Origin of the sequence: Amaricoccus tamworthensis (assembly GCF_049800875.1) — a bacterium.
Classification (GTDB): domain Bacteria; phylum Pseudomonadota; class Alphaproteobacteria; order Rhodobacterales; family Rhodobacteraceae; genus Amaricoccus; species Amaricoccus tamworthensis.
Map to the genome: position 1 here is coordinate 126,981 of NZ_JBNAFV010000010.1, position 14,509 is coordinate 141,489.

Consider the following 14,509-nt stretch of genomic DNA (forward strand, 5'->3'; position numbering starts at 1 on the left):
CCGTTTTTTGCATTCCCGCTACCCATCCTCAAGATGCAGAAGTAGCCCCGTCGCCAGCAGAATGGCCGCCACCTGTGGCGTCCACGCCGCGACGAACAGCGGAACCTGGCCCTGGGCCCCAAGGGTTTCGGCGAAATCCTTGAGGAAATAGAGCGAAAATCCCGCGAGGATGGCAAAGAGCATCATGACGCCGGTTTGCCCGAACCTTGACGGGCGCAGGGCGAAGGCCGAGCCGATCAGGACCATCGCGGCGAACAGCGCGGGCTTGGCCAGTTCGGTTTGCAGGTAAAGCCGGTGGCGCAGCCCGGAGAAGCCCGACTGTTCGATCTGCTGGATGAACATGCCGAGCTGCCAGAAATTGATCATCTCCGGTGGGGCGAAACTGTCGAGGATCTGCTCCTGGGTCAGATCGGTGTCGAGCCGGTAGCCGCCACGTTCCTGCGTCAGCTTAAACACCCCGTCGGGCTGAAGCTCCCATACATGGGCCGTGCGCATTTCCCAGGTGCCGTTGAGCAGCGTGGCGAAGGGCGATTCAACGCGGGCATAGATCTCCCCGTTCTCGTTGAAGCGGTGCATCCGCAGGTCCGCGAGAATGGTGCCGGAGGCGTTGGTGCGGGCCGCCTGGATCACGGTTTGACCTTCCGCATCGGACTGGCGTAGCCACAGACCGTCCTTGGAAAAGGAAAGCATGCTGGAGCTTTCGCCCCGGAAGGAATCCTCCAGCTCCTGGCTTTGGCGCATCGTGGCGGCGACGAACGGATTGACCGCCACGATGAACAGAATACCGAGGATGATGGACGCGAGTACCGGGATGCCAACGAGGCGGAGTGCGGACACGCCCGAGGCGCGCATCACCACGAGTTCGCTGCTGCGTGAAAACCGAAGGAACATCAGCATGCTCCCGAGCAGAAGCACGAGGGGGAACACCTGGTACATGGTTTCCGGCACCTGGATCAGCGTGGCCTGGAAAATCGCCCCGGCCCCGACGCCCTCATCACCGAAACGGCGCAGGTTCTCGACCAGCGCAAACAGCATCACCACCAGTGACAGCACGATGAAGACCATCAGGACCGTCTTGATGAACGCCTTCAGTAGGTATCGCCAAAGTGTCATGCCGCCACGCGCCTCCGGGAGCCGGAACCCTTTTCAAGCCACAGCATCAGGGCCGCAACGTAGATGAGCCCCAGGGCCTGGGGCAGGTACATCAGCGGCCATCGGGCCGGTTTTTCCACCACCCTCGCCTCCGCCGCGAACAGGACGACCTGGATCAGGACGCAGACAACGACCGCCACAACGACCCTTCGACCAAACCCGGAGCGCCGATAGCCGCCGGCCAGGAATGTCATCAGAGCAATCACCGGATAAATCATCGTCAAAAGCGGCAGGGAGAGTTTGTAATGCCCCTCGGAAATGTAGTCGCCAGGATCATACCGGGTGTCGAGCATTTCGGCCGTGGGGTTCAGAAGTTGCGGTACAGGGTATTCCGCCGGGCGCGGAGTGCGGTCGTTGTCCTTTTGCAGAAGTTCGCTGAGGTCGAACACGAACTGGTCGAACCGTACGGAGTTCAAGCCACCGCCCGACCCGGCGGTCAGGGCCACGCCGTCGACCATGACGAGGCGGGCCTCGTCCTCCTCGCGCAGGAAGAGGGCGCGTTCGGCGGTGTAGGTCACGGCCTGATTCTCATCCCGCCGGTCATCAAGAAAAATTCCCGCCATTTCACCGGTTTGACTGGTGTCCGCGATAAACAGGGTGAGGCCCTCAAGCGGGTGAATAAACTGCCGCTCCACAATCAGCGACGCGGCAAGGTCGGATCGGATGGCGTTGGTCCGGTCGGCGAGGGCGGTGCTGGCAATCGGAACCGCCACCATCAGCACGAGCGCCATCAGGACCGCAATCAGGCTTGAGAACATCAATACGGGCCGCAGGAGCGCGGTGGGGCCGAGGCCGGATGACATCATCACCACCAGCTCGGAATCGCTGTAGAGCCGGTTGAGCGCGTAGAGCGATGCGCCAATGGCCGAAAGGGGCAGGACAATGACAAAAACCTGGGGCAGCACGAGGCCGGAAAACTCAAGGAAGGTGCGCGCGCCCTGGCCGCTGGCCACCACCGTATCGATCAGCCGCACGGCCTGGGTCAGCCAGATCACGCCGGTGAAGATCAGGGCAAAAAATCCGAAGGCGGCCACGTGATGCCCAAGGATGTAGCGGTCGAGTTTCCTCAAGTGTCGCGCCTTTCTCCGATCATGTCTCTGCCCGTCTGGTAATGCGCCTGGAAAGCGGCTAGGCCTGACAGCCCGCATCAAGCATAGGGAGAGACCCGTGACCACGCTACCGCAAACAACTTTTGAGCAGATGGATATTGACGGGATCGCTGCCATCGAGGGCAGGGTCGTCATTTTCGTGGCCCCGGACGGGTCCATGGATGCGGGCGCCAAACGCGTCGACCGGCTGACGAAAAAGGCGGTGTCGCGGCTGGCGGGGTCGAAAAAGTTTGAGGATGCCGAGCCTGGGTCGTCGCACATGATCGGTTTCCCGGTGGGAATGGCCGCCGAGGCCGTGCAGGTTGTCAAGCTGTCCCGCAAACCAACCGCCTCCGACGCACGCAAGGCCGGGGCGGCGGTCTCGCGCGCGGGTACGGATACGGCGGTGTCCGTCATCGCGCCCACCATGGCGCGAATCGGCGATGTCGCGCTGGGCATGGTTCTGCGGGCCTATGACTTTTCCGCCTACCGCACGGGCGGGAATGACGGAGAACCTGATCCGGCCTTAACGGTTTACGTGAACGATACGGATGCGGCCAAAGCGGAATACGCTCCGCTCGAGGCGCAGGCGCAGGGTGTGATCTTCACCCGCGATCTGACCAATGAGCCCGCGAATGTTCTGACCACAACCGAGTTTGCCGAGCGTTTGGTTGGGCTGCGCGAGCTTGGCGTCGAGGTCGAGGTTCTGGAGGAACCGGAGCTTGAAAAGCTGGGGATGCGGACGCTTCTTGGCGTGGGCCAGGGATCGGAATCGCCCTCCAAGGTCGTCGTGATGCAGTGGAATGGCGGTGGCGACGAGGCTCCGTTTGCCCTCGTGGGCAAGGGCGTGGTTTTTGATACCGGTGGTATTTCCATCAAGCCGGGGCCCGGCATGGAGGAAATGACAATGGACATGGGCGGCGCGGGCGTTGTGTCCGGCGTCATGAAATCCATCGCCACACGCAAGGCAAAGGCCAATGTCGTTGCACTGGTCGGCCTCGTTGAGAACATGCCGGATGGCAAGGCGCAGCGTCCCGGTGACGTGGTCAAAACCATGAAGGGCGACACTGTCGAGATCATCAACACCGACGCCGAGGGGCGGCTCGTTCTGGCGGATGTGCTGTGGTACACGCAGGAACGGTTTAAACCGTCCGCGATGGTTGATCTGGCGACACTGACCGGCGCGGTGATTATCGCGCTGGGCCATGAGAATGCCGGAACTTTTTCCAATGATGACAGCTTTGTGGGCGACTTTCTCAAAGCAGCAAAGGAAGAGGATGAGGGCGCATGGCGCCTGCCGCTCAGCCCCGACTATGACCGTCTGCTGAAGAACCGGATTGCCGACATGTCGAATATCGGCGGGCGTCCGGCCGGGTCCATCACAGCGGCGCAGTTCCTGCAGCGGTTCGTGAAAGAGGGCACGCCCTGGATCCATCTGGATATCGCGGGTGTGGCCTATGTGGCGAAGGGTACGACCCTTTCCAACAAGGGGGCCACGGGCTGGGGCGTGCGTGCGCTGGACCGGCTTATCCGGGATCGCTTCGAGGTCTGATTGCGAACATGGCTGAGGTTCTGTTCTATCACCTGACATCCTCGCCACTTGAGCGGAACCTGCCGGGGCTGCTCGAGAAATGTCTGGAACGGAACCTGCGCGTGGTCGTGCGTATGGGGCGGGACGACCGGGTTGAGCCGATCGACACGCTGTTGTGGAGTTACCGTGCGGATGCGTTTTTGCCGCACGGGACCAACGCCATGGGCCATGCAGCACTCCAGCCGATTTACCTGACCAGCGGGCCCGAAAACCCGAACCGGGCGGATGTGCTCATGCTGGTTGAGGGCGCGCGGGTCGATGCGGAGGAGGCGGGCAAATTTACCAGAACCTGCCTGATGTTCGACGGCAATGATCCTGAGACCCTGAACGCCGCGCGGGCGGACTGGAAAGCGGTTGTGGCGGCGAAAATACCGGCCAAGTACTGGGCGCAGGATGGCGGGCGCTGGGTTCAGAAACTGAGCACCTGACCCCTTGGTCAGCGGTGCAGGATCATCCTGTCGCCCGCTATTTCCAGCTTTGAGAAGCGGTTGAGATAGCTCATGCCCAGCAGGCTGTCATCCAGCCTGCCGCCATTTACGTGGGCTCTCACATTGGTGTCCGAAAATGGGCCGAACTCGATGGTTTCCAGGCGCACGGGTGCCGTCTCGACCACACCGTTTGCGGTGCTGGCCCGGCCTGAGAAGACAAGCGTGTCGGGGTCTATTCCAATGCGTTCCGCGTCCTCGAGGCTCAGAACGATGCCGGTGGCCCCGGTATCCACAATGAACGGGATGCCGACGCCGTTGACATCGACCGTCGCGCGGAAATGACGGCCCGGACCACGGCTCAGCGTTATGCTGTCCATGTCGCTCCAGGTGGCCGATCCGGGCATCAGTTCACGTTTGAGTGTGTCGCGAAATCCGTAGGCAATCACCAGCATTCCGATGATCAGGGCCCAGAGTGCAAGGTCGCGGACGGATTTGGAGAGTTTCTGCCGCATGCCGGAAAACGCCCAGACGACAAAAACCAGCAGAAGGCAAAGGTAGATTAGACGCGGAAGGTTTTCCTGAATGTCCAATTGTTTATCCGGCTCTCCTAAAGCACACCCAGATCCGTGAGTCCGTTGAGGACGAACTGCACCGACATGGCGGCAAGCACCATACCCAGTAGTCTGGTTACCACAACAATGCCGGTGTGACCCAGTAACTTTTCGATGGTGCCGCCGAGCCGGAAGAAAACATACGTGACCAGAAGCACCGCAGCCATGGTCAGCATGACGCCGACCTGTCCGGCAATGTTGCCGGTGTTCTGACTGTTGAGGAGGATCATGGTGGCAAGCGCGCCAGGACCCGCGACCAGCGGCATGGCGAGAGGAAACACCGACGGATCGGGAAGGGCCTCCTCACTGCGTTTCTCGCGCCGTTCGCTGCGTTTTTCAAACAGCATGTCGACGGATATCAGGAACAGCAGCATGCCGCCGGAAATGCGGAAGGCGGGAATGCCAATACCGATGGCGTCCAGCAGTTTTTCCCCAACGATCCCGAACAGGGCGAGAAGGAAGAAGCTGATGCCAATCGCGCGGAGCGCCACGCTGCCGCGGCTTTTGGCGTCCATACCGCGGGTCAGAGAGACAAAAAGCGGTGCCAGACCGATGGGGTCAATAATGACGAAGAGCGTGACGAACGTCGTCAGAAGTGTCTCAATCGTCATTAGGCCCGTCCCTGCGCCTGCTCCAGTTTTTCCAGTGCGGCCATCCAGAGCTCTTCGGCGCGTTCAAGCCCGTCGAGAACCTCGGCCCGCTTCTTCTGAAGCGTTTCGATCTTCTGCGTGTCACCGCTGCCATAGATCATCGGGTTCGACAACCGCGAGTCAATGGCGTCGCGCATTTCCTCGAGTTTCTGAACCCGGTCCTCGCACTTCGAAATCTCAGCCTTGATTGCGGATGTGTCCACCTTAGGGGCGGTGGGTTTCTTCGCTTTGGGTTTTGATTTTTTCTCGCTGGAGCCGCCCCGCTCGCTGAGGAGCAGGCGCCGGTAGGCCTCCATATCCTCGGCATAGGGCTTCACCGCGCCGTCGCGCACCAGCCAGAGGCGTTCCGCCACCAGTTCCACCAGGTGAGGGTCGTGACTGACGAGAATGACGGCGCCGCCATATTCTGTGAGCGCCTGTACCAGGGCCTCGCGGCTCTCGATGTCGAGGTGGTTGGTCGGCTCGTCAAGGATGATCATGTGCGGTGCGTCGAGCGTTGCGATCAGCAGGCTCAGGCGGGCCTTCTGGCCACCGGACAGACGCCGCACCTCGGTTGTAGCCGTATCCGGTCCAAGTCCGCCCGAGGCCAGACGCGCGCGCAGCTTTGCCGGCGTTTCCGTCGGGCGCAGGCGGGTGAGGTGCTGCAGCGGAGTCTCGTTCAGGTGCAGTTCGTCGACCTGATGCTGTGCGAAATACCCGACACGAAGTTTCGACGAGGCGATTTTTCTACCGTCTATTGTGTCTAGACGGTCGGCCAGCAGTTTTGACAGGGTCGATTTGCCCTGACCATTGGCCCCGAGCAGGGCGATCCGGTCGTCCTGGTCGATCCGCAGCTCAAGGTTTTTCAGTACCGGATTGCCGTCATAACCGACGCTCGCGTCCTCAAGCCGGATGATGGGCGGGGACAGTTCCTCGGGCGTCGGAAAGTTGAACGCGGCGACCTGGTTTTCCACCACGCCGGCAATGGGTTTCATACGTTCGAGCGCCTTCAGACGGCTCTGTGCCTGCCGGGCTTTTGAAGCCTTGGCGCGGAAGCGGTCCACAAAGGACTGCATGTGTTCGCGCGCGGCGTCCTGTTTCTTCTTCGCTGCCGCCTGCTGTTCCAGCCGGGCGCGGCGGGTGTTGTCGAACGTGTCGTAATTGCCCTGGTAGAGCGTCAGCTTCTGGTCATGCAGATGCAGAATCGCGCCGACCGACCGGTTGAGCAGGTCCTTGTCATGGCTGATGACCAGAACCGTGTGCGGATACCGGGCCAGGAACTGTTCCAGCCAGATTGTGCCTTCAAGGTCGAGGTAGTTCGTGGGCTCGTCGAGCAACAAAACATCGGGGCGGGAAAACAGAACCGCCGCCAGGGCCACACGCATCCGCCAGCCGCCGGAAAATTCTGAACAGGCCCGCGCCTGGGCCTCTGCGTCGAACCCAAGACCGCGCAGGATGGTGGCCGCACGGGCCTCCGCTGAATGGGCATCAATGTCGGCAAGCCGCGTCTGGATGTCCGCGATCTCCATGGGATCGGTGGCGTTTTCCGCCCGCTTCATGAGGTCGGCGCGCTCGGTGTCGGCGGCAAGAACGGTGTCTAGAAGGCTGTCCTCCGTTGCCGGCGCCTCCTGCGCCACGCCGCCGATACGGGCGCGGGCGGGAACATCGATTTCGCCTGTGTCGAGTGCGAATTCTCCACGGATCAGACGGAACAGGGTTGTCTTGCCCGTCCCGTTGCGACCGACAAAACCAACCTTGTGTCCTGCGGGTATAACCGCGGAACAGTCATCAAAGAGTCGTTTGCCCTCGAGCGTAAAGCCGATGTTCTTGAATGCCAGCATGGCGCACGTGTGGCGAAGGGCCGACAGCTTGTCAACCAATGGTGCGACGGGGGCAGTTTTCGCTTTAATGGCCGGCGTCGTCGTGTTACCGGGCCGCATAAAAATGCAAGGACGAAGACCAGATGGCCATTCAGAGAACTTTCTCAATCATCAAACCTGATGCAACCCGCCGTAACCTGACAGGTGCCATAAACGCCAAACTGGAAGCAGCAGGCCTTCGCATCGTCGCGCAGAAGCGTATTCACCTGAGCCTCGCACAGGCACAGGAATTCTACGGTGTTCACAAGGAACGTCCGTTCTTTGGCGAACTGACCGAATTCATGTCCTCCGCTCCCATCGTGGCACAGGTCCTCGAAGGCGAGGATGCTATTGCGAAAAACCGTGAGGTTATGGGTGCAACCAACCCGGCAGAAGCCGAGGAAGGTACCATCCGCAAGGAATTCGCGCTGTCCATCGGCGAGAACTCCGTTCACGGATCCGACGCTCCGGAAACCGCAGCCGTCGAAATCGCATACTTCTTCTCCGGCCTCGAATTGGTCGGCTGATACCGGTTCAATACCGGATGAATAAAAGGGCCGCTTCCCCGATGGGGAGGCGGCTTTTTTCGTTTCAGGAGGTCAGGGATACCGGGGTGCGGTCGCCAATGGCGAACCTGCGGAAAACTGCTGGATAGAGCCGGTGTTCCATGGGCAGGAGCCGCGCTGCGAGCGCGTCCGGCGTGTCGTCCTGGCGCACCGGTATCACGGCCTGGCCCAGGATGGGGCCGGCGTCGAGGTCGGAGATCACCTCATGGACCGTGCAGCCGTGGATGGCCATGCCGGCCTCCAGCGCGCGGGCGTGGGTGTGCAGGCCTGGGAAAAGCGGCAGGATTGAGGGGTGAATGTTCAGCATTCGACCGGCCCAGCGGTCGATGAACTCGGCAGTCAGAATGCGCATGAAACCGGCCAGGCAGACCAGATCGGTTTCCGCGGCCTCCAGGGCGCGTGTCACCTCGGCCTCAAATGCGGGGCGGTCGCCCTTGAAGTTGCGGTGATCCACGACGGCGGTGGCAATACCCATTTCCTCAGCGCGTGCGAGACCACCCGCGTCGGGCCTGTTGGACAAAACGAGGCAGGGTCGGGCGGGGTGGTCGGGGTCGACCATGTCCCGGGCCAGCGCAACCATGTTGGAGCCGCCGCCCGAGATGAGGATCGCCGTGCGCCTGCGGGTCACAGAACGCCCTTGTAACTGACGCCCTCACCCGCGACGAGGCTGCCGATGCGGATCGCGGTCTCCCCGGATTTCTCGAAACTGTCGATGATTGCGTCGGCACGGTCGGCTGATACCACGGCGATCAGACCCATGCCGCAGTTGAACGTTTTGAGCATTTCCGTGTCGGCGATGGCGCCGGTCTCACGCAGCCACTGGAAGACCGGCGGAAGGGTCCAGGTGTCGAGGTCCACCTCGGCCCCAAGGCCGTCAGGAAGGGCGCGTGGCAGGTTCTCGGTGATGCCGCCACCGGTGATATGTGCCAGACCGCGCAGGCCACCAGCCCGCAGCGCGGCTAGGGCGGGAAGGGCATATATCCGTGTGGGTTCCAGAAGCGCCTCGGCCAGCTTGCGGCTGCCGAACGGGGAGAGATCATTCCAGTCAAGGCCGGAGACCTCCACAACCTTGCGCACGAGGCTGTACCCGTTGGAGTGAACGCCGGTGGAGGCAACACCGATCAGCACGTCACCCTCGGACATCTCGAGGGGCAGCTGACCGCCGCGTTCCATCGCGCCGACGGCAAACCCCGCCAGATCAAAATCCGCGCCGGAATAGAGACCGGGCATTTCCGCGGTCTCGCCTCCGATCAGGGCCGCGCCTGCCTGGCTGCAGCCCTCACCGATGCCGGAAATGATGCGCGACGCGGTATCCACGTCGAGTTTTCCGGTGGCAAAGTAGTCGAGGAAAAACAGCGGCTCGGCCCCCTGGCAGACCAGATCGTTGACGCACATGGCCACGAGGTCGATGCCGACCGTGGAGACATTGCCGGTTTCTATGGCGATCTTGAGCTTCGTGCCCACGCCATCCGTGGCCGAGACGAGGACCGGGTCACTGTAACCGGCCGCCTTGAGGTCAAACATGGCGCCAAACCCGCCGAGCCCGTCCATCACGCCGGAGCGTTTGGTTGCCGCGGCCACCGGTTTGATCCGATCGACCAGCGCATTGCCCGCATCAATGTCCACGCCCGCGTCGGCGTAGGTCAGTCCCGATTTCTGATTGCTCACGGATTCCCCGCATTTCCTGTCTGATTTGCGCTCCCATACCGTACCGGGACGCATAAGGGAACACGCTCTTGACCGCTGGCTCGCGCTTCATTAGCACAGCATCCGGCGGGCCTGTAGCTCAATTGGTTAGAGCAGAGCGCTCATAACGCTTTGGTTGGGGGTTCAAGTCCCTCCGGGCCTACCAGCCGCCCACTTCCCTTCCAGGACATGCACTGAATTTCGCCAGGCGCCAAATTGTGCTGTTTTTGTGTCCGAAAACAAAACACCCGAACTGGACGGTGCGTGTCCAATTCGGGTGTTCAAACTCAAATGTCCCGTTTCCGGAACCAAACTTGGTACCACCAATCCGTCAGCTGACGTTGCCCTATACAAGCATTGCTGCATCGCAATATCAACAGTGAATTTGTAAAAAGTTGGAAGCGTCTTCCGCATTTTGGCAGGGTGACGTGTATCAGGAAACTTCGTGAACGCCTTATTTTTAAGCGTCAAAATTTTCAAGCGTGGCGTTTCCGTAAGGTTTTCACATGGTTAACGCAGTGTAAATTTAAGGCTGTTGTGCGTTGCCGGTGGCGACCCATCCCGCGCTGCAATATTGTTTCAAGCGCGTGAGTAACGGGGACGTGAAAGGGCGGTGCCTGTTTTTGGCGCAATGAGACGGGATTTGCACGGTTCATATGACTACAGGGCGGTTTGTCCAGCCCGGTCACCGGAGTTTCGTGTGCCAGAAAAGGGCAGACTGCCGCTCCCGCGCCGTTTCGGCACGGAATGCGGTCGACTCCAGGCAGCAGTGATTCACGGCATCCCGGTCAGCCGGATGCCGTGACGGCCGTTTTACCAGGAGTTGAAGGCGAGGTATTTGCCGGACATTTCGACCTTCACCCGGTCGCCCTTCTCGCTGGGGATGCGGCTGACCTCCATGTCAAAATCGATGGCGGACATGATGCCGTCGCCGAATTTTTCGTGGATCAGCGCCTTCAGGGTCGGGCCATAGACGCCCACGATCTCGTAGAAGCGGTAGATGCAGGGATCGGTCGGCACGGCCTGATCCCAAACCTTGGTCGGGCTTTCCTCCAGTACCGCGATGGCGCTTTCGGGCAGGTCCAGCAGTTTGACGAGGGCTGTGGCCTTCTCCGTGGGCATGGCGTTCATGCCCATTGCGGCGGAATGGGTCCAGACCGGGGACATGCCGATTTCCGCGGCAATGGCCTCCCAGGTGAGCCCGGCCTTCTTTTTGGCGCCGATTATGAGGGCCGTGACGTCCTCCCGGGTGAGCATTTCGGTCGGTGAAAAGTTCTTCATGTGTTGTACTCCTTTTTGATTTCAGCCGCCCAGGCGGACGGCGAGGGTGATGCAGATCAGGGCCAGAATGAGGGAAACGCCCTGCCAGAACCGGACCGGGTTCCGTTCGGCGAGCGGCACATGCCGTCCCGCCTTCCAGGTTGCTCCGGGCTGTTTGAGGTCGGCCAGGAACTCCGAGAGGGCGTCATAGCGCTGCAGGGGATCGGGATGAGTGGCACGTTTCAGGGCTGCGTCCATCCACACGGGAACGGGGCTGTCGTCATCGCGGGCGGGACGGTAGCTCAGGCGCATCTGGTCCCGGCGCGAGCGGATGCGGGAGACGTCCGGGCCGTAGGGCAGGCGGCCGGTCAGCATCTCGTAGGCCATGACGCCAAGCGAAAACTGGTCGGAGCGCCAACTTACCACGTCGCCTGAAAAATACTCCGGGGCCGTGTACTGGTAGGTGCCCGGCTGGGGAGGCAGCGTTCCGGGTGCGGCCTCCTCAATGCCTGCGACCGAGGTTGAGCCCAGGTCGATGATTTTGACCGTCCCGTCGTGGTCGATCATGACGTTCTCAGGGCGCAAATCCTGGTGGATCATTTCGCGCCGATGCAGCGCGCGCAGCCCGGCGACGGTCTGCTCAATGATGTCCCGGACCGTATTGAGATCCGGGTCCGGGTCCGGGTGATCCGCCATCCATTGCCGCAGGGTCACGCCGTCGACGTATTCCGTTGCCACATATAGGCTGCTGCGGGTCGCGGAGGACGGTGGTGCAGCCCGCAGGACATGAGGTGAGGTGATCCGTCGGGCGATCCATTCTTCGAGCGCGAAACGCCTGAGATAGCCCGGGTCGGCGCCTGTATCTGAAGCCGGTATTTTGAGGACCACGCGCTCGCCCGTGGGACCGGACGCAAGAAACACATGACTTCGTGCGGTCGACTGCATGGGGCGGAGAATGCGGTAGCCATCGAGCATGTCGCCATCCGCCGGCAAGGGCGGGATGGGCAGGCTGGCCACTTCCGGGGTGATGGTGGTATCCGGATCGGGTACCGCGTCAATGCGCAGGACCTGAACGGTGAGGTTGTCATCGCTGCCGGCTGCGAGCGCGGTATCGGCAATGCGTCGGGCGGCTTCGTCGAGGTCCGTGTCCTGCAATAATTCGCGCAGGGTGCGGGCGTCGACGTGTTCATGGACGCCATCCGTGGTGAGCAGGTAAAACTCGCCCAGGTGCAGGGGAAAGGAATGGTAATCTATCTCGACCCGCTCCTCCATGCCGAGGGCGCGACCAAGATAGCTTTCCTCCACCGAGACGGTGATCCTGTGATCTTTTGTCAGGGGCTCGACACCCGCGTCCGAGATCCGGGTGATGCGGCTGTCGCCGACGTGAAGGATGTGGCCGCTGCGACCCTTCAGGATGAGTGCCGACAGGGTGCAGACCCGGCCCGTGTTCAGATCCGTGCCGTTGCCGTGCCGATGGAGCCAGGCGTTGGCGGCGGAAATCACCCGTGACGCGGCGGTTTTTACCGTCCAGCTCTCAGGGGTGGCGTAATAGTCCGTCAGCAGGCTTTTGACAGCTGTTTCAGCGGCTTCGGCACTGACGGGGCTCGTGGATATTCCATCGGCTACCGCTGCGGTGATGCCTTTGTGCGTGAGTGCCGGGCCGGTTGGGATGACCGCTCCGTGGAAATCCTGGTTTTGTGGTTTGCGGCCGGCGGAGGAATACTGCCCAAGCGACACACGCAGCGTATCCGTGTGGTACGTATCCTTTGGCATGGTGATCCCCCGTTGGCCCGGTGCAGGCGAACAGCCCCATTGTGTCGGGGCCGTTGCATGGGCGGTGTTATTCTGCGGGAATTGAGGTCGCGTCGTCGTTCCGGGCGACCGCCGCGTTGCGCTTGGGCGACTCGCGGAAGTGGGTCATGTAGAGCATGCCGCCCACGAAGGTCAGGCCACCGACGAGGTTGCCAAGCACCACCGGAATTTCGTTATAGGCGAAGTAGTCGAACCAGGTGAATTCGCCGCCCAGCATGATGCCGCTCGGGAACAGGAACATGTTCACGATGGAGTGCTCAAAGCCGAGGTAGAAGAACACGAGGATTGGCATCCACATCGCCATGATTTTGCCGGAAACGCTGGTGGACATCATCGCGGCGACAACGCCGGTGGACACCATCCAGTTGCAGAGAACGGCACGCACAAAGACGGTCAGAAGCCCCGCGCCACCGGCGGCGGCATAGCCAAGCGTCCGGGCCTCACCAATCGTGCCGATCCGCTGACCAACCTCGTTTGGTTCCTGGCTGAAACCGGTTGTGAACACGACGGCCATCATCACGGCGGTTGTCATGGCTCCGGCGAAGTTGCCGCAGAACACAAGGCCCCAGTTGCGGAACACGCCTTTCCACGTGCAGCCCGGCCGACCGGCAATGACGGCCAAAGGGGCGAGAGTGAACACACCGGTCAACAGGTCAAAGCCCAACAGGTACAGGGTGCAAAACCCTACGGGGAAGAGCAGCGATGCCACAAGAAAATTGCCGGTGTTGACCGCGATGGTCACGGCGAATGCGGCAGCAAGGGCCAGGATCGCACCGGCCATGTAGGAGCGGATAAGTGTATCCTTCGTGGCCATGAAGATTTTGGATTCTCCGGCATCGACCATTTTGGCCGCGAATTCCTTTGGTTGGACGTAAGACATGAGGTCTCCTTTCAGCGGGGGACGGAATTTGGGAAATGAGATTTCGTTGCAATCAACGGTTGAGGGGTAACGCACCGCCAGGTCGGCGGGCCGTGGCTGTTTGGGGAAAGTGGCATTGCATTCTCCGGCTTCCTGAACTGCGGATCCGAAGGCCGGAGCCACGACGAATTTCGGTTCGGGAAAACGGGAGCCAGTGGAGCGCCGCAATCCCCATCCCTGACTGATGTCAGAGCGAAATGCAGCGCCATTGCCGCGTGCCACATGGGCACAGAAGGTAGGAAAGCCGCACCGTTGCGGCGGGAGGTGAAACTGCTGTCACCTGTAGTTGTTTACTTGGTTAGGATGCAGGCGCAGGAGTAGCAAGAATTTTTCAGAATTTTCGGAGACGCAACGCGCCTGTTGTTGCTGCTGTGCAAAAATTGAGCCAAATTTACTTCGAATGGTCCAAATTTTGTCACCTGACGGAGCGCAGGTCGATCACTTCAGTCGTCACCAGGCGGTCCATCGGGACGGGTGAGAACGAATGCAGCGGCCCCTGACAGGCAGACGGCCTGAATGAGAAGCACCATTGGTTTGACCGCCATCGCGACGCTCAGCGCGAAAGCCGCGGCCATCATCGTGACCGCAATGATTTTGTAGCGTCTGGCGATGGCACCGTGGCTGCGCCAGTCGGCGATCATGGGGCCGAACAAACGGTGATTGTCGAGATAGGCGGCGAAACCCGGTGCGGATCGGCTGAAGGCAAACGCGGCGAGAATGACAAAGGGCGTTGTTGGCAGAACGGGCAGGGCGATGCCAATTGTTCCAAGCGCAAGGGACACCAGACCGACCAGAAACCAGAAGGCTCTCATCGGAGCACGCGCCAGGGACCGGCCGAATTTTTTCAGTGCCGACATGATGTGATTTTTTTCCAGCGGACCCGGCCAGTTAAACCAGTGGTTGACGTG

14 protein-coding genes and 1 tRNA gene are annotated in these 14,509 nt (G+C 61.1%); 4 read left to right on the top strand and 11 right to left on the bottom strand.

Annotated features, from left to right (window positions below; all coding sequences use genetic code 11):
- Nucleotides 1-18: 18 nt before the first annotated feature.
- On the bottom strand, nt 19-1,113 hold the full coding sequence (gene lptG, locus ACP15P_RS15445; RefSeq protein WP_424929352.1) for an LPS export ABC transporter permease LptG: 1,095 nt from the start codon (nt 1,111-1,113) through the stop codon (nt 19-21).
- The gene (locus ACP15P_RS15450; protein ID WP_424929353.1) at nt 1,110-2,222 is read right to left on the bottom strand and encodes an LptF/LptG family permease; all 1,113 of its coding nucleotides are present in this window, start codon (nt 2,220-2,222) and stop codon (nt 1,110-1,112) included. Before ACP15P_RS15450 ends, lptG begins: the two co-directional genes overlap by 4 nt.
- A gap of 97 nt (nt 2,223-2,319) precedes the next feature.
- Here ACP15P_RS15450 and ACP15P_RS15455 point away from each other — a divergent pair, with 97 nt between their 5' ends.
- Nucleotides 2,320-3,792: a leucyl aminopeptidase gene (locus ACP15P_RS15455; protein ID WP_424929354.1), complete on the top strand. Its 1,473-nt coding sequence runs from the start codon at nt 2,320-2,322 to the stop codon at nt 3,790-3,792.
- Nucleotides 3,793-3,800: 8 nt separating this feature from the next.
- Nucleotides 3,801-4,259 (top strand): DNA polymerase III subunit chi, encoded by a 459-nt coding sequence (locus tag ACP15P_RS15460; RefSeq protein ID WP_424929355.1) that lies wholly within the window; start codon nt 3,801-3,803, stop codon nt 4,257-4,259.
- Nucleotides 4,260-4,267: 8 nt separating this feature from the next.
- Here ACP15P_RS15460 and ACP15P_RS15465 read toward each other — a convergent pair whose 3' ends face one another.
- The 3 genes from ACP15P_RS15465 to ACP15P_RS15475 are packed head-to-tail and all read right to left on the bottom strand — an operon-like array spanning nt 4,268 to nt 7,340.
- The gene (locus ACP15P_RS15465; RefSeq protein WP_424929356.1) at nt 4,268-4,849 is read right to left on the bottom strand and encodes a retropepsin-like aspartic protease family protein; all 582 of its coding nucleotides are present in this window, start codon (nt 4,847-4,849) and stop codon (nt 4,268-4,270) included.
- Between the two features lie 17 nt (nt 4,850-4,866).
- The gene (locus ACP15P_RS15470) at nt 4,867-5,481 is read right to left on the bottom strand and encodes a MarC family protein (RefSeq protein WP_424929357.1); all 615 of its coding nucleotides are present in this window, start codon (nt 5,479-5,481) and stop codon (nt 4,867-4,869) included.
- Complete coding sequence (locus ACP15P_RS15475; RefSeq protein WP_424929358.1) at nt 5,481-7,340, bottom strand: ABC-F family ATP-binding cassette domain-containing protein; 1,860 nt, start codon at nt 7,338-7,340, stop codon at nt 5,481-5,483. The genes ACP15P_RS15470 and ACP15P_RS15475 overlap by 1 nt, the downstream gene beginning before the upstream one ends.
- 122 nt (nt 7,341-7,462) lie before the next feature.
- On the opposite strand from ACP15P_RS15475, the gene ndk reads away from it, so the two are divergent.
- A complete protein-coding gene (gene ndk, locus ACP15P_RS15480) occupies nt 7,463-7,885 on the top strand; it encodes a nucleoside-diphosphate kinase (protein ID WP_424929359.1) in 423 nt (140 codons plus the stop codon).
- A gap of 64 nt (nt 7,886-7,949) precedes the next feature.
- On the opposite strand, the gene purN is transcribed toward ndk, so the two are convergent.
- Both purN and purM read right to left on the bottom strand, forming a co-directional pair.
- Nucleotides 7,950-8,552, bottom strand: coding sequence for a phosphoribosylglycinamide formyltransferase (gene purN, locus ACP15P_RS15485; protein ID WP_424929360.1), 603 nt, complete (start codon nt 8,550-8,552; stop codon nt 7,950-7,952).
- Complete coding sequence (purM, locus tag ACP15P_RS15490) at nt 8,549-9,592, bottom strand: phosphoribosylformylglycinamidine cyclo-ligase (protein WP_424929361.1); 1,044 nt, start codon at nt 9,590-9,592, stop codon at nt 8,549-8,551. Before purM ends, purN begins: the two co-directional genes overlap by 4 nt.
- Before the next feature lie 107 nt (nt 9,593-9,699).
- On the opposite strand from purM, the gene ACP15P_RS15495 reads away from it, so the two are divergent.
- Nucleotides 9,700-9,776, top strand: a tRNA-Ile gene (locus ACP15P_RS15495).
- Between the two features lie 647 nt (nt 9,777-10,423).
- On the opposite strand, the gene cynS is transcribed toward ACP15P_RS15495, so the two are convergent.
- The 4 genes from cynS to ACP15P_RS15515 all read right to left on the bottom strand — a co-directional run bounded on the left by cynS (nt 10,424) and on the right by ACP15P_RS15515 (nt 14,458).
- The gene (gene cynS, locus ACP15P_RS15500) at nt 10,424-10,891 is read right to left on the bottom strand and encodes a cyanase (protein ID WP_424929362.1); all 468 of its coding nucleotides are present in this window, start codon (nt 10,889-10,891) and stop codon (nt 10,424-10,426) included.
- Between the two features lie 21 nt (nt 10,892-10,912).
- A complete protein-coding gene (locus ACP15P_RS15505) occupies nt 10,913-12,643 on the bottom strand; it encodes a bifunctional protein-serine/threonine kinase/phosphatase (RefSeq protein ID WP_424929363.1) in 1,731 nt (576 codons plus the stop codon).
- A gap of 67 nt (nt 12,644-12,710) precedes the next feature.
- Nucleotides 12,711-13,562 carry a formate/nitrite transporter family protein gene (locus ACP15P_RS15510; protein WP_424929364.1) on the bottom strand — a complete coding sequence of 284 codons (852 nt, stop codon included), beginning with the start codon at nt 13,560-13,562 and terminating at the stop codon, nt 12,711-12,713.
- Nucleotides 13,563-14,044: 482 nt separating this feature from the next.
- Complete coding sequence (locus ACP15P_RS15515) at nt 14,045-14,458, bottom strand: YbaN family protein (protein WP_424929365.1); 414 nt, start codon at nt 14,456-14,458, stop codon at nt 14,045-14,047.
- Nucleotides 14,459-14,509: the final 51 nt, after the last annotated feature.

Coding starts and splice junctions, on each gene's coding strand:
- ACP15P_RS15460 (WP_424929355.1), top strand. CDS start 3,801: ATGGCTGAGGTTCTGTTCTATCACCTGACATCCTCGCCACTTGAGCGG.
- cynS (WP_424929362.1), bottom strand. CDS start 10,891: ATGAAGAACTTTTCACCGACCGAAATGCTCACCCGGGAGGACGTCACG.
- ACP15P_RS15475 (WP_424929358.1), bottom strand. CDS start 7,340: ATGCTGGCATTCAAGAACATCGGCTTTACGCTCGAGGGCAAACGACTC.
- ACP15P_RS15505 (WP_424929363.1), bottom strand. CDS start 12,643: ATGCCAAAGGATACGTACCACACGGATACGCTGCGTGTGTCGCTTGGG.
- ndk (WP_424929359.1), top strand. CDS start 7,463: ATGGCCATTCAGAGAACTTTCTCAATCATCAAACCTGATGCAACCCGC.
- ACP15P_RS15515 (WP_424929365.1), bottom strand. CDS start 14,458: ATGTCGGCACTGAAAAAATTCGGCCGGTCCCTGGCGCGTGCTCCGATG.
- ACP15P_RS15470 (WP_424929357.1), bottom strand. CDS start 5,481: ATGACGATTGAGACACTTCTGACGACGTTCGTCACGCTCTTCGTCATT.
- ACP15P_RS15510 (WP_424929364.1), bottom strand. CDS start 13,562: ATGTCTTACGTCCAACCAAAGGAATTCGCGGCCAAAATGGTCGATGCC.
- lptG (WP_424929352.1), bottom strand. CDS start 1,113: ATGACACTTTGGCGATACCTACTGAAGGCGTTCATCAAGACGGTCCTG.